Here is a 19870-nt window from a genome sequence, read left to right as displayed (position 1 = left end):
ACGCGTCCTTTCCTCGGCGCCGGGCGCTCAGCGGCGGCGGCCGATGCGGGATGCGGGTCGGGTGAGCCGGAACCAGTAGAAACCGTGGCCCGCGAGGGTCAGCAGATACGGCAGCTCACCGATCGCCGGGAACGTCACCCCACCGATCAGCTCCACCGGGTGCCGCCCGTCGAAGGTCCGCAGGTCGAGTTCGGTGGGCTGCGCGAACCGGGAGAAATTGTGCACGCACAGCACCAGATCGTCGCCGTACTCGCGGAGGAAGGCCAGCACCGCCGGGTTGGACGAGACCAGCTCGGTGTACGAGCCGAGTCCGAAGGCGGGGTTCTGCTTGCGGATCTCGATCATGCGGCGGGTCCAGTGCAGGAGGCTGGACGGGGAGGACATGGAGGCTTCGACGTTGGTGACCTGGAAGCCGTGGACGGGGTCCATGATGGTCGGCAGGAACAGTCGGCCGGGGTCGCAGGAGGAGAAGCCGGCGTTGCGGTCGGGGGTCCACTGCATGGGGGTGCGGACGGCGTCGCGGTCGCCGAGCCAGATGTTGTCGCCCATGCCGATCTCGTCGCCGTAGTAGAGGATCGGCGAGCCGGGCAGGGAGAGCAGCAGGGCGGTGAAGAGCTCGATCTGGTTGCGGTCGTTGTCGAGGAGGGGGGCGAGGCGGCGGCGGATGCCGATGTTGGCGCGCATACGCGGGTCTTTCGCGTATTCGGCCCACATGTAGTCGCGTTCCTCGTCGGTGACCATTTCGAGGGTCAGCTCGTCGTGGTTGCGCAGGAAGATGCCCCACTGGCAGTTGGTGGGGATGGCGGGGGTCTTGGCGAGGATCTCCGAGACCGGGTAGCGGGACTCGCGGCGGACGGCCATGAAGATGCGGGGCATGACCGGGAAGTGGAAGGCCATGTGGCATTCGTCGCCGCCGGTGGAGTAGTCGCCGAAGTAGTCGACCACGTCCTCGGGCCACTGGTTGGCCTCCGCCAGCAGCACGGTGTCCGGGTACTGGGCGTCGATCTCGCTCCGGACGCGCTTCAGGAAGGCGTGCGAGGCGGGCAGGTTCTCGCAGTTGGTGCCCTCGGCCGCGTACAGGTACGGCACCGCGTCGAGCCGGAAGCCGTCGATGCCGAGGTCCAGCCAGAACCGCAGGGCGGCCAGGATCTCCTCCTGCACCGCCGGGTTCTCGTAGTTGAGGTCCGGCTGGTGCGAGAAGAAGCGGTGGAAGAAGTACTGTCCGCGCACCGGGTCGAAGGTCCAGTTGGAGACCTCGGTGTCGACGAAGATGATCCGGGCGTCCTGGTACTGCTTGTCGTCGTCGGCCCACATGTAGTAGTCGCCGTAGGGGCCCTCGGGGTTGGCGCGGGACTCCTGGAACCACGGGTGCTGATCACTGGTGTGGTTCATGACGAAGTCGATGATGACCCGCATGCCCCGCTGGTGGGCCGCGTCCACGAACTCCACGAAGTCGGCCAGGTCGCCGAACTCCGGGAGGACGGAGGTGTAGTCCGCGACGTCGTAACCACCGTCCCGCAAGGGGGACTTGAAGAACGGCGGGAGCCAGAGGCAGTCCACGCCGAGCCACTGGAGATAGTCGAGCTTGGCCGTCAGACCCTTCAGGTCGCCGACACCGTCGCCGTCGCTGTCGTGGAAGGAGCGGACCAGCACTTCATAGAAGACGGCGCGCTTGAACCACTCGGGGTCCCGGTCCTTGGCCGGAGTGTCCTCGAAAGTGTCCGGCACGGGTTCGTTCACGGTCATGACGCTGAAGGCCCTCCGATCTGGGACGTCGCCGGCTCGGCACGCAGGACGTGCGCGGGGGCGCGGCCGGGGCTGAGGCGCACGTAGTTGTCGCGGCCCCAGTGGTAGGTCTCGCCCGTCAGTTCGTCGTGCACGGACAGGGCGTCGTTCCAGTCCAGGCCGAGTCGCGGCAGGTCCAACGAGACCGTGGCCTCCTGGGTGTGGTGCGGGTCGAGACTGACGACCACCAGGACCGTGTCGTCACCGGTGCGCTTGCTGTAGGCGAGCACCGCGTCGTTGTCGGTCCGGTGGAAGCTGAGGTTGCGCAGCTGACGCAGCGCGGGGTGGGCGCGGCGGATCTCGTTGAGGCGGGTGATGAGAGGCGCGATGGTCCGGCCCTCGCGGGCGGCCGCCTCCCAGTCCCGGCGCTCCAGCTGGTACTTCTCGGAGTTGAGGTACTCCTCGCCGCCCGGCTGGAGCACCTGGTTCTCGCACAGCTCGTAGCCGCTGTAGATGCCCCAGGCGGGAGAGAGCGTCGCCGCGAGCACGGCCCGGATCTCGAAGGCGGGCCGGCCGCCGTGCTGGAGGTAGCCGGGCAGGATGTCGGGGGTGTTGGCGAAGAAGTTGGGCCGCATGTAGGCGGCCGATTCGCCGCACAGCTCGGTCAGGTACTCGGTGAGCTCCTGCTTGCTGTTGCGCCAGGTGAAGTAGGTGTACGACTGCTGGAAGCCGACCTGGGCGAGGGTGTGCATCATCGCGGGACGGGTGAAGGCTTCCGCCAGGAAGATGACATCGGGGTCGGCGCGGTTGATCTCGCCGATCACGCGCTCCCAGAACACCACGGGCTTGGTGTGCGGGTTGTCGACGCGGAAGATGCGGACACCGTGCTCCATCCAGTGCCGGAGCACCCGCACGGTCTCGGTGACCAGGCCGTCCATGTCCGCGTCGAAGGCGATCGGATAGATGTCCTGGTACTTCTTCGGCGGGTTCTCCGCGTACGCGATGGTGCCGTCCGTGCGGTGGTGGAACCACTCGGGGTACTTCTCCACCCAGGGGTGGTCCGGGGAGCACTGGAGGGCGAAGTCCAGGGCGATCTCGAGGCCCAACTCGCCTGCCCGGCCCACGAAGTGGTCGAAGTCGTCCAGGGTGCCGAGATCCGGGTGAATGGCGTCGTGGCCCCCCTCGGGGGAGCCGATCGCCCACGGCACGCCGACGTCGTCCGGGGTCGCGGTCAGGGTGTTGTTGCGGCCCTTGCGGTGCGTGGTCCCGATCGGGTGGATCGGCGGGAGGTACACCACGTCGAAGCCCATCTCCGCGATGGCCTCCAGACGCTTCTCCGCCGTCCGGAAGGTGCCGTGCGGCTGGTCGACGGTGCCCTCCGAGCGGGGGAAGAACTCGTACCAGGAGCCGTAGAGGGCGCGCTCGCGCTCCACCAGCAGCGGCATCGGGTCCGAGGCGGTCACCAGATCGCGCAGGGGATACCGGGCGAGGACCGCCGCCACCTCCGGGCCCAGGGCGTCCTTCAGCCGGTGGTTCACCGAGAGGGTGTCGTCGCCGAGGGCGTGGGCGGCGGCCAGGACGAGGTCGCGCTCCGGACCCCGGGGCGCTGCGGCGGCCGCGCGCTCGTACAGCTCCGCGCCCTCCTCCAGCACCAGGCCGGTGTCGATCCCGGCCGGGATCTTGATGCCGGCCGCGTGCCGCCAGGTGGCGACCGGATCGGACCACGCCTCCACGCGGTAGGTCCAGCGGCCGGTGGCGTCCGGGGTGATGTCCGCGCCCCACACGTCGCTGCCGGGGGACAGCTCGCGCATCGGGGTCCACGGGCCGCGCCGGCCCTTGGGGCCACGCAGGACCACATTGGCGCCCACCGCGTCATGTCCCTCGCGGAACACGGTCGCGGTCACCTGGAACGTCTCCCCGGCCACCGCCTTCGCCGGGCGCCTGCCGCACTCCACGGCCGGCCGGACATCACGTACCGGTACGCGGCCGATGGCCGGGGTCCTGCGCATGGATCTCACCTCCGCCGTGCGCGAAGCCGGGCACACGGGGCCCGGCTTCGCGGTCCTGGATACGGGGCCGGCAGGTGCCGTCCCGTAGGGGAACGCCATGTACGGTGCCAGGTCAGGGGCTTGGCGCCGTGGATCGCCGCTCCGGTGACTGCGCGCGTCGCGCCGTCCGTCCGGGCTGCGGCCGCCCGTCCTGCTCGCTCAGCCGGCCGGGCGGGGTGGAGCGCAGATAACGCTCCGCGGCGTCCGCCGCCTCCCTGGCGCAGCGTTTTCCCATCAAAACGCACAACGTGTAGCCCGAGTCCTCGAAGGTGCTCCGGACCGTGCGGTCGTGGGGCGAGGCGAGCATCACGCGCTCCCACGCCCGGTAACGCCGCAACTGCCGGGCCACTTCGGCCTTGGCGGGTAGCAGCATGGTCCCCTTCACCTTCCACGGCTCTCGACGTCGCGTTCCCGACGGTCGGGTGGTGTCCGGGCACGGGAGGGCGCGGAACCGTTACGGCGTTCGAGGGCTTTCACTCATGGTGCACGGGTAAACACACTCCGTCCTGTTGGATCTTCAACGACCCCGCCGTTCGTGATGCTCGTGTTGCACGAATGGCGTAGCAGCCGCAGTGTGGGTGGTGACTCAGAAGCGACTGACGTTCACGCTGAGTGTCCGGTGATCCCGCCGGACGGCCGTGGAGCAGGAGCTTCGCCGGTGAGGAGCAAGCGACAATGGAGACCGGAGTGCCTCGCTACTACCACCTCGATGTGGAAGTCAGCCCGGAACGGGTGGGACAGGTCAGCCGCATCCTGGCCGCCCACCTCAGCCACTGGGACCTCGACAATCTCGTGGACCCCGTCCGTCGCGGCACCGAGATTCTGCTGCGCGCCATCGACCAGCACGCCCCGGCCACCACCACCTCCATCGAGATGTGGTGGAACGGCCAGCACCTCATCACCGCCATCGGCGGCGGCGACCGCGACCTCGCCCCGGACGAGGGTCTGCGCGCCTGCCTCGCGGACATCGCCGCCATGAGCGACGGGTGGGGCTGCTGCGCCACCGAGACCGGGGCCAGGATCATCTGGTTCTCGCAGCGTGCCCGCGCCGGCCAGCGGGTTCCGCTGGTCCCGACCGCTCCCTCGCCGCACATCCGCCGGATGCTGCGCGTACCCCGCGCGGTCCCGGTGCCCGAACGGGCCGCCGAGGTGCCCCGCACTCCGGTGGGCGCCCGGTGACGGCCAGGAAGTCCCGGAAGGGGGTGCCCGTGTGGAGCGGGCACCCCTGTCCGTTGGGCGCCTCCTACGACGGCCAGGGCACCAACTTCGCGCTGTTCAGCGAGGTAGCCGAACGCGTGGAGCTGGTCCTCGTCGACGACACGGGCGCGGAGACGCCCGTACCCCTCCACGAGGTCGACGGCTCCGTCTGGCACGGGTACCTGCCGGAGGTGGGGCCCGGCCAGCGCTACGGGTACCGGGTGCACGGACCCTGGCAGCCCTCCCTCGGCCACCGCTGCAACCCGGCCAAGCTGCTGCTCGACCCCTACGCCCGCGCCGTCGACGGCCAGATGGACAACGACGCCTCGCTGTACGAGCGCGACCCGCACGGCCCGGCCCCCGCCGACAGCGCCGGGCACTCGATGCTGGGCGTCGTCACCGACCCCTACTTCGACTGGGGCGACGACCGCCCGCCGGGTCGCCCGTACTCCGAGTCCGTCATCTACGAGACCCATGTGCGCGGCCTGACCGCGACCCACCCGGACGTGCCGGAACGGCTGCGCGGCACCTACGCCGGGCTGGCGCACCCCGCGGTCACCGGGCACCTGACCTCGCTCGGCGTCACCGCGGTCGAGCTGATGCCGGTCCACCAGTTCGCGCAGGACGGTGTGCTGCGCGACCGGGGCCTGTCCAACTACTGGGGCTACAACACCATCGGCTTCTTCGCCCCGCACAACGCCTACGCCGCCCTCGGCTCGCGCGGCCAGCAGGTCAACGAGTTCAAGGCCATGGTCAAGGCGATGCACGCGGCGGGCCTGGAGGTCATCCTCGACGTGGTCTACAACCACACCGCCGAGGGCAACGAGATGGGCCCCACCCTCTCCTTCCGGGGCATCGACAACGCCTCGTACTACCGCCTGGTCGACGGCGACTGGGCGCACTACTACGACACCACGGGCACCGGCAACAGCCTGCTGATGCGGCACCCCTACGTGCTCCAGCTCATCATGGACTCGCTGCGGTACTGGGTCACCGAGATGCATGTCGACGGCTTCCGCTTCGACCTCGCGGCGACCCTGGCCCGGCAGTTCCACGAGGTGGACCGGCTGTCGGCGTTCTTCGACCTCATCCAGCAGGACCCGGTGATCAGCCGGGTCAAGCTGATCGCGGAGCCCTGGGACCTGGGGGAGGGCGGCTACCAGGTCGGCAACTTCCCCCAGCTCTGGTCGGAGTGGAACGGCAAGTACCGGGACGCCGTACGGGACTTCTGGCGGGCCGAGCCCGGTTCGCTGGGCGAGTTCGCGTCCCGGCTCACCGGCTCCTCCGACCTCTACCAGGCCAGCAGGCGCAGGCCCCGGGCCAGCGTCAACTTCGTCACCGCGCACGACGGCTTCACCCTGCGCGACCTCGTGTCGTACAACGACAAGCACAACGAGGCCAACGGCGAGGGCAACCGGGACGGGGAGAGCGACAACCGGTCCTGGAACTGCGGCGCCGAGGGCGACACCGACCTCCCGGCCGTGCTCGAACTGCGGGCCCGCCAGCAGCGCAACCTGCTGGCCACCCTGCTGCTCAGCCAGGGCATCCCGATGCTCGGCCACGGCGACGAACTCGGCCGGACCCAGCGCGGCAACAACAACGCCTACTGCCAGGACAACGAGATCTCCTGGATCGACTGGGACCTCACCGACGAGCAGCGCGCCCTCGCCGACTTCACCCGGCGCCTGATCGGCCTGCGCGCCGAGCACCCCGTGCTGCGCCGGCGCCGCTTCTTCCGGGGCGAGACCGAGACCCGGCGCAAGCAGCCGCTGCCCGACCTGATCTGGCTGCGGCCCGACGCCCGCGAGATGAACGACCAGGACTGGCGGCGCGGCGACGCGCACTCGGTGGGCGTCTTCCTCAACGGCGACGCCATCGCCGAGCGGGACGCCTACGGCGGCCGGGTCGTCGACGACTCCTTCCTGCTGCTCCTGAACGGCTTCTGGGAGCCGGTCGACTTCCGGCTGCCCGCCGCGTCCTACGGCGAGCGCTGGACGACCCTGATCGACACCGCCGACCCCGAGGGCGTGCCCGACGAGCGGGAGCGCAAGGCGGGCACCCGGCTGCGGGTCGAGTCGCGGAGCCTGATCCTGCTGTCCCGGCCGTCCCGCGACGGCTGAGCGGGACAGCGAAGAGGGCGCCCACCGGAGATCCGGTGGGCGCCCTCTTCGCTGTCCGTCAGCGCGGGTCGCGCGCGGTCACGGTGAACTGGGCGCCGTCCTGGTCCCGCAGGACCGCCTCCAGCTCGCTCTCGCTCAGCACGCTGCCGCCGTGCTTCTCGGCGCTGCGGGCGCAGCGCGCCACGTCGTCCACCGAGAAGTGGACCTGCCAGTGCGGCCGCACCGAGGGGTCCGGGGCCGCCTCCACCGCGCCGGAGTCGATCCGCGCCACCACCGTGCCCTGGCTGCGCAGCACCACCTCGCCGCCCTCGTACTCGACCTCGCAGCAGCCCGGCTTCCCGGTGGCCCAGTCCAGCACCTCGCCGTAGAAGATCGCCGAGTCGAAGGCGTTGCGGGTGTGCAGGCGGATGAAGGCGGGGGCGGTGCGGCGCCAGGACTCCCAGTCGGAGAACAGCTCGCCCTGCCAGATGCCGAAGGTCGCCCCGTCCCGGTCCGCGAGCAGCGCGCCCCGGCCGGGCGGGAAGGACAGCGGGCCCACGGCCGCCGTGCCGCCCCGCTCCCGCACCCGGGCCACCGCCACGTCGGCGTCGGGGACGGCGAAGTACGGGGTCCAGGCCACCGCCGTCTGCCACATCCCGGCGACCGCGGCGATCCCGGCGATCGGCACGCCGTCCGCCAGCGCGATCCGGAAGTGGTCGCCGAGGCGGGCGTCGCGCCAGCGCCAGCCGAGCACGGCGCTGTAGAACTCCTCGGTGGCGTCGAGGTCGCGGCTGGTCAGGCTCACCCAGCAGGGGGCGCCGAAGACGGAGTGCGTCGAGACGGCGTCCTTCTTCTTCCTCAAGCCACCGCTGACGGATGTGTGGTGATTCATGACGGTCGCGTCCTGCTCTCGGGGCCCGGCGGCCACCGGTCTCGACCAGTGTCCGGCCGGAAGGGGGTCGGCTGCCTCCCGACTACCCCGCGGAAGGGCCCTGATGTGCGCCGGCATCCCCCGGCCACGCAGCGCGTCCGGGGCGTCACGACGGTGGGCGGCTCTCGCCCGAAAGAGTGAAAGGTAGGGCGATGCGGGGGAGACGCGGCCTCAGCCGGACTCGGTGAGCAGCTCCTCGCGCAGCCGGTCGAAGCAGCCGCTCAGCAGCCGGGAGACGTGCATCTGCGATATGCCGAGCTGCTCCGCGATCCCGCTCTGTGTCATACCGCCGAAGAAGCGCAGGTAGAGGATGGTGCGCTCGCGCTCGGGCAGTGCCGCGAGGCAGGGCTTGACGGCCGCCCGGTCCACCACGAGGTCGAAGCCGGGGTCGGGCTCGCCCAGCGAGTCGCCGAGCGCGTATCCGTCCGTGCCGGCCACGTCGGCGTCCAGGGACAGCGCGGAGAAGCACTCCAGCGCCTCCATGCCGGTACGCACCTCGTCCTCGCTGAGCCGGGTGTGCGCCGCCAGCTCCGCCACGGTGGGCGGCCGGCCGGGGATGGTCTGCGCGAGTTCCTTGCCGGCGCTGCGGACCCGGTTGCGCAGGTCCTGCACCCGGCGCGGCACGTGCAGGGTCCACATGTGGTCCCGGAAGTGACGCTTGATCTCGCCGGTGATCGTCGGCACGGCGTACGCCTCGAAGGCCCGGCCGCGCTCGGGGTCGTAATGGTCCACCGCCTTGACCAGGCCCAGGGCGGCCACCTGGTAGAGATCCTCCAGGGACTCGCCGCGGCCGCGGAAGCGGACGGCGATCCGCTCGGCCATGGGCAGCCACAGCCGCACCAGCTCGTCCCGGAGCGCCGCGCGCTCGGGGCCCTCGGGCAGTCCGGAAAGGCGCTCGAAGGCGTGGGCGGTGTCGGGGGCGTCGTCGTGCGGGTGGGTTTTCGTGCTGCCAGTTACAGACATCGCGTGCACTTCTCTCGCGGGCTGGGACGACAGGCACATTCGGCACTGCAATCCCTCATCCCCAGTGTGCGGCAAAAACAAACAAACATGCCAATAAGGGACGAAACCCGTGTCGGTCTTGACCCGGTTTTGGAGTGGGTGGCTCCATGGACGCGGGCCGTGAGAGGCGGTCGCCCGGAGTGATGTGCGGCACGCGCGCGAGCGGTGTCCGCGCACCCGCCCGGACGGTTTCTCCTGGGCACGGCTTGATCACCGAGCGAAGCGGGCGAACCGCCTGGCCATGTGGCATTCCGCTCATTTGACAGTGTGCTGAGCACACGGATAGACAGCAGCTCGCGGATGGTCGAGAGGGGCACTGTGTACGAGCCGAACGTGGTCGGTGACTGGCAGGAATACGGCGAACACGCCGGTCTGCGGGTCCGCGTCCACCGTCTGGAGACGGCCGAACCGCCCCGGGGGCGCGACGACGCCGCGGCCGGGCTGACGTACTTCAGCGTCCGGGTGACGATCGAGAACCGGGGCACCCGCCCGTGCAGCGTCCAGCTCGAGGACGGTCAGATCGACGTCCGGGTCGGCGCCGACGGCGAGGGCGCCTTCATCGACTGGCGCAACTCGCAGTTCATCGAGGGCTTCGACGTGTACCCGCTGCGCCGCGCCACCGCCGTGGTCCACGCGGCCGCCGCCGAGGACGCCCTCACCCATGTCGACGTCCAGGTCCATCTGCGGGTGGACGACGAGTGGACCGACCGCCGGCTGTGGGCCGGCGGCATCGGCCTCACCGAGACCGCCCAGGTGGCCACCGCCGCGGCCTGCGGGCCGGACAGTCTGGCGCACCAGCTCACCGCGTACCTGGAGGAACGGACCGAACCCGGCGCCTGACGGGCGCCGGGCCGGCCTCAAAGGGTCAGGCGTTCGGGTCGAAGGGGATGCCGGACGGCTTCGCCGACGCCAGGTGCGAGGCGAAACTCGCGTCCTTCAGGCCGAAGTTGGCGCTGCCGAAGTCATAGGTGCTCAGCTTGTCGCGCAGACCGGGCGGGTATCCGTCCCAGCCGACCAGCGCCGGGTACTGCCAGGTGTGCTTGTGGTTCTCCGGCGGCTCGTCGTTGGTGTTCGCCAGCCGGAAGCAGTGCGTGCCGATGCCGTCCTTGTGATAGACGACCTTCGCGTGCGTGCCCTCGAAGCGGACCTCGGAGGCAGGGTGCACGGTGAAGGAGCCGTGGTTGGACGTCGACACGTACCGCGTCTGCCCGTCCTGGACCCACACCACCACGTGCTCCCAGTCGTTGCGGTGGCCGCCGATGCTGCTGCCGGGCAGTGCCTGGTCCTTCTCGAAGTACAGGCCGTAGAGATAGCCGCACCAGCCGTTGTTGCACTTGGCCCGCGAGTAGCCGTTGGTGTTGTCCAGGTCCGAGGCGTCACGGCAGTTGCCGTTGAGCGCGCCGGTCGGCTTCAGGCCCGGGTTGACCGTGCCGTCGGGGCCGATCGCGGGCGTCGAGTAGCAGCCGTCGGTGTCGTAGTCGAACGCGGGCTGGTACTTCAGCTCCTCGGCCGTGGCGTTGACCGGGAGGGCGAGCGGGGGAGCGGCGAAGGCCGCGGCCGGGAAGGCGATCACGAGGGTGGCGGCGCCGGTGAGCGTGGCGAGCCATCTGCCGCGCCGTCGGCGGGACGTGGACGAACCCACTTCAATCTCCAACTGCTGTGGGGGACAGGGCAGTTCAGCATCCCGGCCGGAGGGCCCGCTGTGAAGCCGTCCCACCTGTCCCACAGATGAAATCCTGTCAGCCGGGCGCTCACGGCTCCTCGGGAAGGTCCGCCCCCTCGGGTTGGTCCGCCGCCGAGTCCTCGGGGGTCAGGTCCGGGCGCAGACGCAGCCAGCTCGGCTGGCGCAGCAGCCCAGCCCGCGTCCGGGTGCTGAAGCCGACCTCGCCGACCAGCCGGGGCAGCACCCAGCGCGCCCCCGGAATCCGGGGCACGGGATCGAAGGGGCACCGCTCGCTCGCCGAGGCCGCCAGCAGCGCGGCCAGCTCGGTGCGCTCACCCTCGCTCCACCCGGTGCCCACCCGGCCCGCGTACACCAGCCGCCCTCCGGCGCGCTGACCGACCAGCACCGCGCCCGGCAGCCCGGACAGGCGCCCCTTGCCGGGCAGCCAGCCGCCGACGATCACGTCCGCGCTCCGGGTGTTCCGGATCTTGATCCAGTTCCGGGAGCGGACGCCCGGCTCGTACACCGAGTCCAGCCGCTTGCACACCACCCCCTCCAGGCCGTGCTCCCGCGTCATCCGCAGCGCCTCGGCGCCGTGCCCCACCACCGCCCCCGGCACCGACCAGCGCGGACCGTCCAAGCCGAGCCCCGTGAGCAGTTCGCGGCGCCGCGCGTACGGGGTCGCCACCTGGGCGCCGGCGAGGTACGGCACGTCGAACAGCACCAGGTGGACCGGTGTCCGCGCCGCCCGGTGTGCCGCCAGGGCCGGGGTGTGCGCGAGGCCCATCCGGTTCTGCAACGCCTGGAAGTCGGCCCGGCCCTCCGCGTCCAGCGCCAGCACCTCGCCGTCCAGGATCGCGGGAGTGTCCCCCAAGGCGTCCGCCAGCGGCCCGAGTTCGGGATAGGCGGCGGTGATGTCGTCCCCGGAGCGGGCGCGCAGCAGCAGGGTCCCGTCGCCGGGCAGGTAGGCCATCACCCGCTGCCCGTCCTGCTTGGTCTCGTACGCCCAGCGCGCGTCCTGGGCGGGCTGCGGCAGGGTGCCGGGGGTGGCGAGCATGGGGCGGACGAACGGCAGCGGGGCGACGGTCACGGCAGAACATGTCGACCGTGCCGGACGCCACCACGCGCCCCGCGCCGAGGGTTCGCCCGAACGGCTGCCGCCGCCGCGCCCGCACCCGAGCCGCCGACCCGCCCCTACCGTCAAGTAATATCCGGCGGCAGGCTCTCGAAGGAGACATCGTGCCCCCACGCTCGCCCCTGCTGCTCGCCGGTCTGCTGGCCTCGGCCGGGATCGCCCACCTCGCCGCGCCCAAGATGTTCGACGGGCTCGTCCCCCGCGCCCTGCCCGGCTCGCCCCGCAGCTGGACCTACGCCAGCGGAGTCGCCGAACTCGCCCTCGCCGCCGGGGTCGCCGTGCCCGCGACCCGCGCGCCCGCCGCGAAGGCCGCCGCCGCCTTCTTCGTCGGGGTCTTCCCGGCCAACGTCAAGATGGCCGTCGACTGGCGGCACCGCCCCACCCCGCAGCGCACCGCCTCCCTCGCCCGGCTGCCTCTCCAGGTGCCGCTGGTGCTGTGGGCCCGGGGCGTCGCCCGTACCGCGAAGGGACAGTCATGAGCCTCCAAGTCGGCGACACCGTCGAGGACTTCACCCTGCCGGACGAGACCGGCACCGAACGCCGGCTGACCGAACTGCTGGCCGGCGGCCCGGTCGTGCTGTTCTTCTACCCGGCCGCCCTCACCTCCGGCTGCACCGCCGAGGCGTGCCACTTCCGGGACCTGGCGGGCGAGTTCGCCGCCGCCGGTGCTCAACCCGTGGGCGTCAGCGGTGACACCGTGGAGAAGCAGCAGGAGTTCGCCGGGCGGCACACCCTCGGCATGCCCCTGCTCTCCGACACCGACGGCGCGATCCGTGAACGCTTCGGCGTCAAGCGGGGGTTCACGCTCGCGCCCACCAAGCGGGTCACCTTCGTCATCGGGCAGGACCGCACGGTCCTGGAGATCGTCCGCAGCGAACTGCGCATGAACACCCACGCCGACCGGGCGCTGGCCGCGCTGCGGGCGGCGAAGGGCTGAGCGCTGTCTTTGCGCGGCAGGTGTCAGCGGTCGGCGCTCGCCAAGGGCGCCGCCCGGCTGTCACGATCACGGTGAGGCCCGTACGACGACCCTCGGGAGCGCACACATGACCACGGACAGCACTTCGGCCGAGCGGCCCGAGCGCCTCGCGGGCGTGGCGGTGAAACCGGTCGCCGGGCACATCGGTGCCGAGATCACCGGCGTCGACCTCGCCGCGCCGCTCGACGACTCCCTGGTGGCGCTGATCAGGGAGACGATGCTGCGCTGGAAGGTGGTCTTCTTCCGCGACCAGCGGCTCGACCACGCCGGGCACGTCGCCTTCGCCCGCCGCTTCGGCGAGCCCGTGGTGCTGCGCAAGCGGGGGAGTGCCTCGCCGGAGGGGTTCCCCGAGGTGGAGACCACCGCCGACCGGCTGGAGCTGGGCGGCCGGTTCGGCATGGAGCACGAGGAGTGGCTGCGCCGGCGCCGGCACACCCTGCTGCGCGGCTGGCACTGCGACCACGGCGCCCGGATCGACCCGCCCGCCGCGACGATCCTGCGCGCCGAGACCGTGCCCCCGTACGGCGGCGACACCACCTGGGCCAACCTGGCCGCCGCCTACGCCGGGCTCTCCGCGCCGGTACGCGCCTTCGTGGACGGGCTCAGGGCCGAGCACCGGCTCGGGGTCGGCTACCAGCCCCGGCCCGGCGACGACGCGTACCTGCGGCATCTGCTGGACCATCAGGTCGCCTCCGAGCACCCCCTGGTGCGGGTGCACCCGGAGACGGGGGAGCGGGTGCTGTTCGTCAACGGGTACTACCTGGAGCAGATCTCCGGGGTCTCCCGGCCGGAGAGCGCGGCCCTGCTGGAGATGCTGCTGGAGCAGGTGGTGCGGCCGGAGTACACCGTCCGCTTCCGCTGGGAGCCCGGCAGCGTCGCCTTCTGGGACAACCGGGCCACCGTCCATCTCGCCCCGGGCGACACCGCCCACGTCGGCCACCCCCGGATCATGCACCGGGTGATGCTCCAGGGCGATGTGCCCGTGGGCGTGGACGGCATCGCCTCCAAGTCGCTGGTGGGGACGGAACCCGGGCGCTGGTAGGCCCCCTGGCTGGTCACCCCGGGGTGACCAGCCGCGCCTCGTAGGCGAACACCGCCGCCTGGGTGCGGTCCCTCAGGCCCAGCTTCACCAGGATGCGGCTCACATGGGTCTTGATGGTGGAGTCGGCCACCACCAGCCGCCCGGCGATCTCGGAGTTCGACAGGCCCTGTGCGATCAGCACCAGCACCTCCGTCTCCCGCTCGGTCAGCTCGCCGTAGGCCGCGTGGGCGGCCGGCATCAGGCGCGGGGCCTCGGAGAGGCGGGAGAACTCGTGGATGAGCCGCTTGGTGACCGTGGGCGCGAGCAGCGCCTCTCCGGAGGCCACCACCCGCACACCGTCCGCGAGTTGGCGGGCTGAGGCGTCCTTGAGCAGGAAGCCGGAGGCGCCGGCCCGCAGTGCCTGGTACACGTACTCGTCCAGGTCGAAGGTGGTGAGTACCAGGACCTTCGCCGTCGCGTCGGCCGCGATGATCTCGCGGGTCGCCTCGATGCCGTTCATCTCCGGCATGCGGATGTCCATCAGCACGACGTCCGGGGCGAGTTCACGTACCCGGGCGACCGCCTCCCGGCCGTTGACCGCCTCGCCGGCGACCTCGATGTCCGGCATCGCGTTCAGCAGCACCGAGAAGCCCTCGCGGACCATCATCTGGTCGTCGGCGATCACCACGCGGATCGTCATGCGTCGCCCTCGGCCGGGGAAGCCGCCGGGACCGGCAGGAAGACGGCCACCTCGTAGCCGCCCTCGGCCGTCGGGGCCGCCGTCATCTCGCCGTTCAGCATCGAGACGCGTTCCCGCATGCCCGTGATGCCGTGCCCGGCGCCGGGGGAGGGCTTGATCAGACTCGGCGCGGGCGGCGCCCCGTTGACCACGCGCAGGCCCAGACTGCCGAGCACGTATCCGATCTCCACCCTGGCGTCCGCGCCCGGCGCGTGCCGCAGGGTGTTGCTGAGCGCCTCCTGCACGATCCGGTACGCCGACAGCTCGACGCCCTGCGGGAGTTCGCGCACCGCGCCGGTCACCGTCCTGGTGACGTCGAGCCCGGCGTCCCGCACGTTGGCGAGCAGGGCGTCCAGATCCGCGAGAGTGGGCTGGGGGGCGTCCGGTGCCTCGTAGTCCTGTGCGCGGACCACACCCAGGACCCGGCGCAGTTCGGTCAGCGCCGCCACCGCGTTCTCCCGGATGATGGCGAAGGCCTTCTCCAGCTCCGGCGGCGGGTTCTCCACCCGGTAGGGGGCGGCCTCCGCCTGGATGGCGACCACCGACATGTGGTGGGCGACCACGTCGTGCAGCTCGCGGGCGATGGTGGTGCGCTCCTCCAGCAGGGTGCGCTGCGAACGCTCGTGCGCGGTGACGGTCCGGTGGACGCTCACCTCGCGCCGGGCCTGCCCCAGGGTCTGCCGGACCGAGACGATCAGCAGGGCCACGCCGGTGAGGAACAGCATCGGCCCCAGATCGGACGTGTGGCCGTAGTAGTCGCTCCGGTCGAACAGACCGTAGGCGGAGAACCCGTAGACCGCGGTCAGCAGCCACATCCAGGAGGCCGTCCGGGGACGGGTGCGCATCGCGACGAGCGTCACCACGGCCAGGTGCGCGAGGAAGGCGCCGGGCAGCCAGGGGGACTCGCCCGCATCACCCCCGTCGAGGAACAGGGCCACGGTGTTCGCCGCCAGGGCGATCCAGAAGGCCCCGACCGGACGCGACAGGGTCAGCACCACCGGCGCCCCGACCAGCAGCGCGCACAGCAGGCCGAACGGGCCGCCGTTCCAGGTGCTCACCAGAGTGACGAACACCGACAGCCCCGCGAGGGCGATCACCGCCGCGTGCGGCGCCCAGGCCCCGTACTCCCGCATGCGCGCGGAGCCGCTCCGGGTGAAGCGGCCGCCGGGTTCGGTGGGCGGCAGCGGGCGGTAGGCGAAGGCGTCGTGGAACAGGTCCTGCCACAGCCCGCGCAGGGCGTCCACGGCGAACCGGAACTCGGGGCTGCGCTCCCGCGCGGTCCGGCCCGGCGGTATCGGCTGGGTGTGCGTCGTATCGGTCACGGGAGAGACGGTAGGCGGAGGGCGGGGGCGCGGTCGTCCCCTCTCAGGTGGGTTCTCGGGGGTCCGTCTCAGGGAGGAGACGGGGTACCCCGCGAGGATTCGCTCGGAAAAACAGACGCTCCGGAATGCGGACGGTCATGGCAATTTCTTTGTCCGGTTGTCAAAAAGGTTTTACACAGCGAGGTTTGAGGTCGAATTGAATCACCGGAACCCGGGCGCTCCCCTAGGGAAAACCCTCGCTTGCCCCGGCGCTTGGTGACATGACCTAGTCAAGGTGCCATTCTCGCCCCGTACGCGCATCCTCCCCACTCCCTTCACAGGAGGAGTACGAGTGAGACGCCTTCCCCACAGATCCCTTTCTCTCAAGGGTTCCCGCAAGGGAGCCACGGTCGGAGCCGCCCTGCTGTCCACGGCGGCGCTCCTCGCCGTGGCCGTCCAGGCGACCCCCGCGGCCGCCCGGCCCGCCGCCCCCCACGCCCCGCTGCGCACCGGCGCCCTGGAGGCCCGGCTCAGCCCCGCCCAGCACGCGGCGCTGCTCAAGACCGCCAAGCAGGGCACCGACGACACCGCCCGCTCCCTCGGCCTCGGCGCCAAGGAGAAGCTGGTCGTCCGGGACGTCGTCAAGGACAACGACGGCACCGTGCACACCCGTTACGAGCGCACCTACGCGGGCCTGCCGGTCCTCGGCGGCGACCTCGTGGTGCACACCCCGCCCGCCTCGCTGGCCAAGGGCACGGTGAGCACCACCTTCAACAGCAAGCGGACCATCAAGGTCGCCTCCATCACGGCGTCCGTCTCCAAGTCCGCCGCGCAGTCCACGGCGCTCAGGACGGCCAAGGCCCTCAAGGCCGAGAAGCCCGCCGCCGACAGCGCGCGCAAGGTGATCTGGGCCGGCTCCGGCACGCCGACGCTGGCCTGGGAGTCCGTGATCGGCGGCTTCCAGGACGACGGCACCCCGAGCAAGCTGCACGTCGTCACCGACGCCACCACCGGCAAGGAGCTGTACCGCTACCAGGCGATCCAGACCGGTATCGGCAACACCCAGTACAGCGGCCAGGTCAGCCTGACCACCGCGCAGTCGGGGTCCAACTACACCCTCACCGACAGCACGCGCGGCGGCCACAAGACGTACAACCTGAACCACGGCACCTCCGGCACCGGCACGCTGTTCTCCCAGACCAACGACACCTGGGGCAACGGCACCACGTCCAACGCGGCCACGGCCGGCGCGGACGCGGCCTACGGAGCCCAGGAGACCTGGGACTTCTACAAGAACACGTTCGGCCGCAGCGGCATCAAGAACGACGGCGTCGGCGCCTACTCCCGCGCGCACTACGGCAACGCGTACGTGAACGCGTTCTGGGACGACTCCTGCTTCTGCATGACCTACGGCGACGGCACGGGCAACAACGACCCGCTGACCTCGCTGGACGTGGCCGGGCACGAGATGAGCCACGGCGTCACCTCCAACACCGCCGGACTCAACTACACCGGGGAATCCGGCGGGTTGAACGAGGCGACCTCGGACATCTTCGGCACCGGTGTGGAGTTCTACGCGAACAACACCACCGACCCCGGTGACTACCTCATCGGCGAGAAGATCGACATCAACGGGGACGGCACCCCGCTGCGCTACATGGACAAGCCGAGCAAGGACGGCGCGTCCAAGGACAGTTGGTCCTCCAGCCTCGGCGGCCTCGACGTGCACTACTCCTCGGGCCCGGCGAACCACATGTTCTACCTGCTCTCCGAGGGCAGCGGCACCAAGGTCATCAACGGCGTCACCTACAACAGCCCGACGTCGGACGGCGTCGCGGTCACCGGCATCGGCCGGGACAAGGCCCTCCAGATCTGGTACAAGGCGCTGACGACGTACATGACGTCCAGCACCAACTACGCCGCCGCCCGCACCGCCGCCCTCAACGCGGCCACCGCGCTGTACGGCGCCAACTCCGCCGAGTACGCGGCCGTCGGCAACGCCTTCGCCGGGATCAACGTCGGCAGCCACATCAACCCGCCGGCCAACGGGGTGACCGTCACCAACCCGGGCAACCAGTCCGCCACGGTGGGCAAGGCCGTCAGCCTCCAGATCCAGGCCAGCAGCACCAACAGCGGCGCGCTCAGCTACAGCGCCACCGGACTCCCGGCCGGGCTGTCGATCAACGCCTCCACCGGCCTGATATCCGGCACCCCGACCGGTGCGGGCTCCTCCAGCACCACGGTCACCGTCACCGACTCCGCGGGCAAGACCGGCACGGCCGCCTTCACCTGGACGGTCAGCGCCACCGGCGGCGGCTGCTCGGCGACCCAACTGCTCGCCAACCCCGGCTTCGAGTCCGGCAACACCGGCTGGACCGCGAGCAGCGGAGTCATCACCACCGACAGCGGCCAGGCCAGTCACGGCGGTTCGTACAAGGCATGGCTGGACGGCTACGGAGCCACGCACACCGACACCCTGGCCCAGTCGGTCGCGATCCCCGCGGGCTGCAAGGCGACCCTGACCTTCTGGCTCCACGTGGACTCGGCGGAGACCACCACCAGCACCCAGTACGACAAGCTGACGCTCACCGCCGGCTCGACCACCCTGGCGACCTACTCCAACCTCAACAAGGCCACGGGGTACGTCCAGAAGACCATCGACCTGTCCTCGCTCGCGGGCTCGACGGTCAGCCTGAAGTTCACCGGGGTCGAGGACTCCTCGCTCCAGACCAGCTTCGTCGTCGACGACACCGCCCTGACGACGGGCTGATCCGCACCTCCCCGCACGGCAAGGGTCCCGCACACGGTGTGTGCGGGACCCTTCGCGTTCCCCGTCAGCTCAGCGGGTCCAGCGTGAGATACGCCTGCTGCGGGTTGCCGTCGTTGACCAGCGATTCGTGGTTGCCGACGTCGTCGAAGGCGAAGGCGTACGCCCTGCCGTCGGCCATCTGCGCGTGGATGGCCTTGGCGTACTGGTTGGTGACCCCGTCCTGGTAGAAACCGGCGTCGGAGCTGACCGGCTGGCTGGGGTTGCTCAGCAGCGTGGAGCGGTTGTAACCGGCGCACAGGGTGCGGGAGATGGGGCCGCGCACCTGGTCGTTGGGCGCGTCCAGCAGCTTGTGGCAGCCGAAGATGCTGGCGGCGTCCGGCTTCTGGAAGCTGGTCACCACCGCGCCGGAGGAGTTGGTGAAGTTCATGACGTTGCCCGACACCCGGCCGAAGTACTTGGTGTTCGGCTGGTCGGTGAACGGGGTCACGGTCAGGGTCTGCGAGGAGTACTTGGACCAGACCCGGTTGACGTAGTCGTCCATCACGCTGGAGGGCAGCGCCCCGGTCTCCACGCCGTACAGCGGGGAGAGGGCACGCAGCACGGTGCCGTCCGAGCGGGTCTGCACCAGGCCCGACCAGCCCGACTTGCTCTTCAGCGAGTTCATGACGGCCGAGTAGCCGCCCGACTTCAGGTGGCCGGTGGTGGCGACCTGGCCGTTGCCGCGCTTGACGCCGACCGCGTAGGGCGCCGAGAACATGTCGACCTGGGTGCTGTTGAGCCAGAGCCCGGCGTCGTTCAGCGTGTACTCGGACCAGCTGAACAGGATGTCCCGGTTCGGGTCCGAGGGGTTCTGCACGGCCGGCTGCACCAGACCGCCGGTGGTGAGCCGGAAGTCGAGCTTCTTGCCGTAGGAGAAGTAGATCCGGCCGGAGAACTTCGGTATCCGGATCGTCGTCGACTGGCCCGGACCTGGCCCGGCGATGGACGCGTCCGGTGCCGGGGTCGGCGGGTTGCCGCCGGCCGGCCAGGCGTGGAAGGTCCCGCCCGAGTCGGCCCAGCCCTGCCGCCCGGAGGACAGCTGGGTGCCGAGGTCGTAGATGTACACCGGCTCGGAGCGGCCCGAGTTGTTGGTGATCTGGAGCGGGATCGTGTCCGGCACGGCGGCACTTGCCTGGCCGGCGGCGCCGAACGTCAGCACCGAGCCGACCAGGGCGGCCGTGGCCGTGGCCGACAGCGCGGAGCGAGCGATTCTTCGAGTCAACT

General features: G+C 70.9%; 17 protein-coding genes. 7 read left to right on the top strand and 10 right to left on the bottom strand.

Going from position 1 to position 19870, the window contains the following annotated elements; genetic code table 11:
- Positions 1-27: 27 nt before the first annotated feature.
- The 3 genes from treS to D0Z67_RS00505 all read right to left on the bottom strand — a co-directional run bounded on the left by treS (position 28) and on the right by D0Z67_RS00505 (position 4146).
- The gene (treS, locus tag D0Z67_RS00515; RefSeq protein WP_131589598.1) at positions 28-1746 is read right to left on the bottom strand and encodes a maltose alpha-D-glucosyltransferase; all 1719 of its coding nucleotides are present in this window, start codon (positions 1744-1746) and stop codon (positions 28-30) included.
- Positions 1743-3734, bottom strand: coding sequence for an alpha-1,4-glucan--maltose-1-phosphate maltosyltransferase (locus tag D0Z67_RS00510; protein ID WP_131589597.1), 1992 nt, complete (start codon positions 3732-3734; stop codon positions 1743-1745). The genes treS and D0Z67_RS00510 overlap by 4 nt, the downstream gene beginning before the upstream one ends.
- Positions 3735-3846: 112 nt before the next feature.
- Positions 3847-4146 carry a DUF5133 domain-containing protein gene (locus D0Z67_RS00505; protein WP_031183318.1) on the bottom strand — a complete coding sequence of 100 codons (300 nt, stop codon included), beginning with the start codon at positions 4144-4146 and terminating at the stop codon, positions 3847-3849.
- A 302-nt stretch (positions 4147-4448) separates the two neighbouring features.
- On the opposite strand from D0Z67_RS00505, the gene D0Z67_RS00500 reads away from it, so the two are divergent.
- Positions 4449-4952 carry a pep a2 gene (locus D0Z67_RS00500; protein WP_031183319.1) on the top strand — a complete coding sequence of 168 codons (504 nt, stop codon included), beginning with the start codon at positions 4449-4451 and terminating at the stop codon, positions 4950-4952.
- Positions 4949-7090 (top strand): glycogen debranching protein GlgX, encoded by a 2142-nt coding sequence (gene glgX / locus D0Z67_RS00495; protein ID WP_107059645.1) that lies wholly within the window; start codon positions 4949-4951, stop codon positions 7088-7090. Before D0Z67_RS00500 ends, glgX begins: the two co-directional genes overlap by 4 nt.
- A 58-nt stretch (positions 7091-7148) precedes the next feature.
- Here the strand turns inward: glgX and D0Z67_RS00490 are convergent, their stop codons facing one another.
- Together D0Z67_RS00490 and D0Z67_RS00485 are read right to left on the bottom strand one after the other, a co-directional pair.
- A complete protein-coding gene (locus D0Z67_RS00490) occupies positions 7149-7961 on the bottom strand; it encodes a VOC family protein (RefSeq protein ID WP_031183321.1) in 813 nt (270 codons plus the stop codon).
- 210 nt (positions 7962-8171) lie between these two features.
- A complete protein-coding gene (locus tag D0Z67_RS00485; protein ID WP_031183322.1) occupies positions 8172-8963 on the bottom strand; it encodes an RNA polymerase sigma factor SigF in 792 nt (263 codons plus the stop codon).
- 357 nt (positions 8964-9320) lie between these two features.
- On the opposite strand from D0Z67_RS00485, the gene D0Z67_RS00480 reads away from it, so the two are divergent.
- The gene (locus tag D0Z67_RS00480; RefSeq protein WP_031183323.1) at positions 9321-9842 is read left to right on the top strand and encodes a hypothetical protein; all 522 of its coding nucleotides are present in this window, start codon (positions 9321-9323) and stop codon (positions 9840-9842) included.
- Between the two features lie 25 nt (positions 9843-9867).
- Here the strand turns inward: D0Z67_RS00480 and D0Z67_RS00475 are convergent, their stop codons facing one another.
- Positions 9868-10644: an NPP1 family protein gene (locus D0Z67_RS00475; RefSeq protein ID WP_031183324.1), complete on the bottom strand. Its 777-nt coding sequence runs from the start codon at positions 10642-10644 to the stop codon at positions 9868-9870.
- A 109-nt stretch (positions 10645-10753) separates the two neighbouring features.
- Positions 10754-11722 carry an ATP-dependent DNA ligase gene (locus D0Z67_RS00470; RefSeq protein ID WP_031183325.1) on the bottom strand — a complete coding sequence of 323 codons (969 nt, stop codon included), beginning with the start codon at positions 11720-11722 and terminating at the stop codon, positions 10754-10756.
- Positions 11723-11904: 182 nt separating this feature from the next.
- Between D0Z67_RS00470 and D0Z67_RS00465 the strand changes: the two genes are divergently transcribed.
- From D0Z67_RS00465 to D0Z67_RS00455, 3 genes are all read left to right on the top strand, one after another.
- Positions 11905-12279, top strand: a complete 375-nt coding sequence (locus D0Z67_RS00465; RefSeq protein ID WP_031183326.1) for a DoxX family protein — start codon at positions 11905-11907, stop codon at positions 12277-12279.
- Complete coding sequence (locus D0Z67_RS00460; protein WP_031183327.1) at positions 12276-12737, top strand: peroxiredoxin; 462 nt, start codon at positions 12276-12278, stop codon at positions 12735-12737. Before D0Z67_RS00465 ends, D0Z67_RS00460 begins: the two co-directional genes overlap by 4 nt.
- Positions 12738-12843: 106 nt before the next feature.
- Positions 12844-13818: a TauD/TfdA dioxygenase family protein gene (locus tag D0Z67_RS00455; protein ID WP_031183328.1), complete on the top strand. Its 975-nt coding sequence runs from the start codon at positions 12844-12846 to the stop codon at positions 13816-13818.
- A gap of 13 nt (positions 13819-13831) precedes the next feature.
- Here D0Z67_RS00455 and D0Z67_RS00450 read toward each other — a convergent pair whose 3' ends face one another.
- Both D0Z67_RS00450 and D0Z67_RS00445 read right to left on the bottom strand, forming a co-directional pair.
- Positions 13832-14497 (bottom strand): response regulator, encoded by a 666-nt coding sequence (locus D0Z67_RS00450; protein WP_031183329.1) that lies wholly within the window; start codon positions 14495-14497, stop codon positions 13832-13834.
- The gene (locus D0Z67_RS00445; protein ID WP_031183330.1) at positions 14494-15858 is read right to left on the bottom strand and encodes a sensor histidine kinase; all 1365 of its coding nucleotides are present in this window, start codon (positions 15856-15858) and stop codon (positions 14494-14496) included. Before D0Z67_RS00445 ends, D0Z67_RS00450 begins: the two co-directional genes overlap by 4 nt.
- 331 nt (positions 15859-16189) lie before the next feature.
- Between D0Z67_RS00445 and D0Z67_RS00440 the strand changes: the two genes are divergently transcribed.
- The gene (locus D0Z67_RS00440; RefSeq protein ID WP_031183331.1) at positions 16190-18607 is read left to right on the top strand and encodes a M4 family metallopeptidase; all 2418 of its coding nucleotides are present in this window, start codon (positions 16190-16192) and stop codon (positions 18605-18607) included.
- A 64-nt stretch (positions 18608-18671) separates the two neighbouring features.
- On the opposite strand, the gene D0Z67_RS00435 is transcribed toward D0Z67_RS00440, so the two are convergent.
- A complete protein-coding gene (locus D0Z67_RS00435; protein WP_037775953.1) occupies positions 18672-19868 on the bottom strand; it encodes a glycoside hydrolase family 64 protein in 1197 nt (398 codons plus the stop codon).
- Positions 19869-19870: the final 2 nt, after the last annotated feature.

This window comes from Streptomyces seoulensis (genome assembly GCF_004328625.1).
In the GTDB taxonomy this organism is placed as follows: Bacteria; Actinomycetota; Actinomycetes; order Streptomycetales; family Streptomycetaceae; genus Streptomyces; species Streptomyces seoulensis.
The sequence above is the reverse complement of the archived record's forward strand: the minus strand, read 5'-3'. Positions and strand labels throughout refer to the sequence as shown.